This window comes from Rhizobacter sp. P2_H3 (assembly GCF_056403355.1).
On record NZ_JBFUFQ010000458.1, the window covers coordinates 1 to 1,703 of the forward strand.

At 69.4% G+C, this 1,703-nt stretch carries 2 protein-coding genes; both read left to right on the plus strand.

Annotation, left to right across the window (positions count from 1 at the left end):
• On the plus strand, positions 1–723 hold a 723-nt coding region (locus AC1D1T_RS32295), incomplete at its 5' end, for a DUF3108 domain-containing protein (RefSeq protein ID WP_477993435.1).
• Between the two features lie 56 nt (positions 724–779).
• Positions 780–1,568, plus strand: a complete 789-nt coding sequence (locus AC1D1T_RS32300) for an enoyl-CoA hydratase (RefSeq protein WP_477993436.1) — start codon at positions 780–782, stop codon at positions 1,566–1,568.
• Positions 1,569–1,703 lie beyond the last annotated feature (135 nt).

Below are 1,703 nucleotides of genomic sequence, written 5' to 3' on the forward strand. Positions count from 1 at the left end.
CCGCCGGTCGCCGTCGCGGCCGACCCCGCCGCGTCGGCGCCGGCGCCGGCTGCCTTCGAATGGCCCGGCTCGACCCGCCTCAGCTACGTGCTGACCGGCAACTTCCGCGGCCATGTCGACGGCGAGGCGCAGGTCGAGTGGATCCGCGACGGCAACCGCTACCAGGTGAACGTCGACGTGGTCATCGGGCTGTCGTTCGCGCCGGCCGCGTCGCGCCGGCTGACAAGCGAGGGCCAGCTGACCGCCGACGGGCTGTACCCGACGCGCTACGACCAGCTGACGCACGTGATGCTGCGCGACGACCAGCGCGTGGCGATGCAGCTGCTGCCCGATGCGGTGGTGCTGGCCAACGGGCAGCGGCGCATCCGCTGGCCGGGCGTGCAGGACACCGCGAGCCAGTTCGTGCAGCTGACCTGGCTGTTCACGACGCAGCCGCAGAAGCTGCGCACCGGCGAGAGCGTCGAGATCCCGCTCGCGCTGCCGTTCCGTGTCGAGCCGTGGACGTACGACGTGCTGGAGGAGGAGACGCTGTACACCCCCTTCGGCGAGGTGCAGGCTTTCCGCGTGAAGCCGCGCCGCCAGCCGCGCGGCGGCGACCTGATCCCCGAGATGTGGATTGCGCCGAGCATGCGCTACCTGCCGCTGCGCATCCGCATCCACCAGGACGCCGACACCTGGGTCGACCTGATGATCAAGCGCAAGCCGGAGCTGGCCGCGTCGTGAGCGCGACCTGCCTACACTCGATCCCTGACCCCCCAAGAAACCCGGAAGGAGACCCGATGACCTACGAATGCATCCTCACCGACATCCAGGGCAACGGCCCGCTGCGCATCGGCGTCGTCACGCTGAACCGGCCGAAGCAGCTGAACGCGCTGAACGACATGCTGATGGACGAGCTGGGCGCGGCGCTGAAGGCCTTCGATGCCGACGAGACGATCGGCTGCATGGTGGTCACCGGCAGCGAGAAGGCGTTCGCGGCCGGCGCCGATATCGGTGCGATGGCGGGCTGGAACTTCATGGACGTCTACAAGAGCGACTACATCACGCGCAACTGGGAGACCATCCGCAGCGTGCGCAAGCCGGTGATCGCCGGGGTGAGCGGCTTCGCGCTGGGTGGCGGCTGCGAGCTCGCGATGATGTGCGACATCATCATCGCGGCCGACACCGCGAAGTTCGGCCAGCCCGAGATCAAGCTCGGCATCATCCCCGGCGCCGGCGGCACGCAGCGGCTGCCGCGCGCGGTCGGCAAGGCGAAGGCGATGGACCTGGTGCTGACGGGCCGCATGATGGATGCGGCCGAGGCCGAACGCTCGGGCCTGGTGTCGCGCGTGGTGCCGGCGGCCGAGCTGCTGGGCGTGACGCTGGCGGCGGCGCAGGCGATCTGCGAGTACGGCGGGCCGAGCGTGATGATGGCCAAGGAGGCGCTGAACCGCGCCTACGAGGGGCCGCTCGCGGAGGGCATCCAGTTCGAGCGCCGCATGTTCCATGCGCTGTTCGCGACCGAGGACCAGAAGGAAGGGATGGATGCGTTCGTCAACAAGCGCAAGGCGAATTTCAAGCACCGGTAGTTTGGGCGCGGAAGGCGGGTGCGGGGAGGCTGTGGTGCGCCGTCGGGTGCGGTCTTCGCCCCTCTCGGGGCGAAGACTCCCCTGCGCTGACTGGTTTCATGGCCCGTCGCCCAAACTCCCGCCACTCACTTCGTT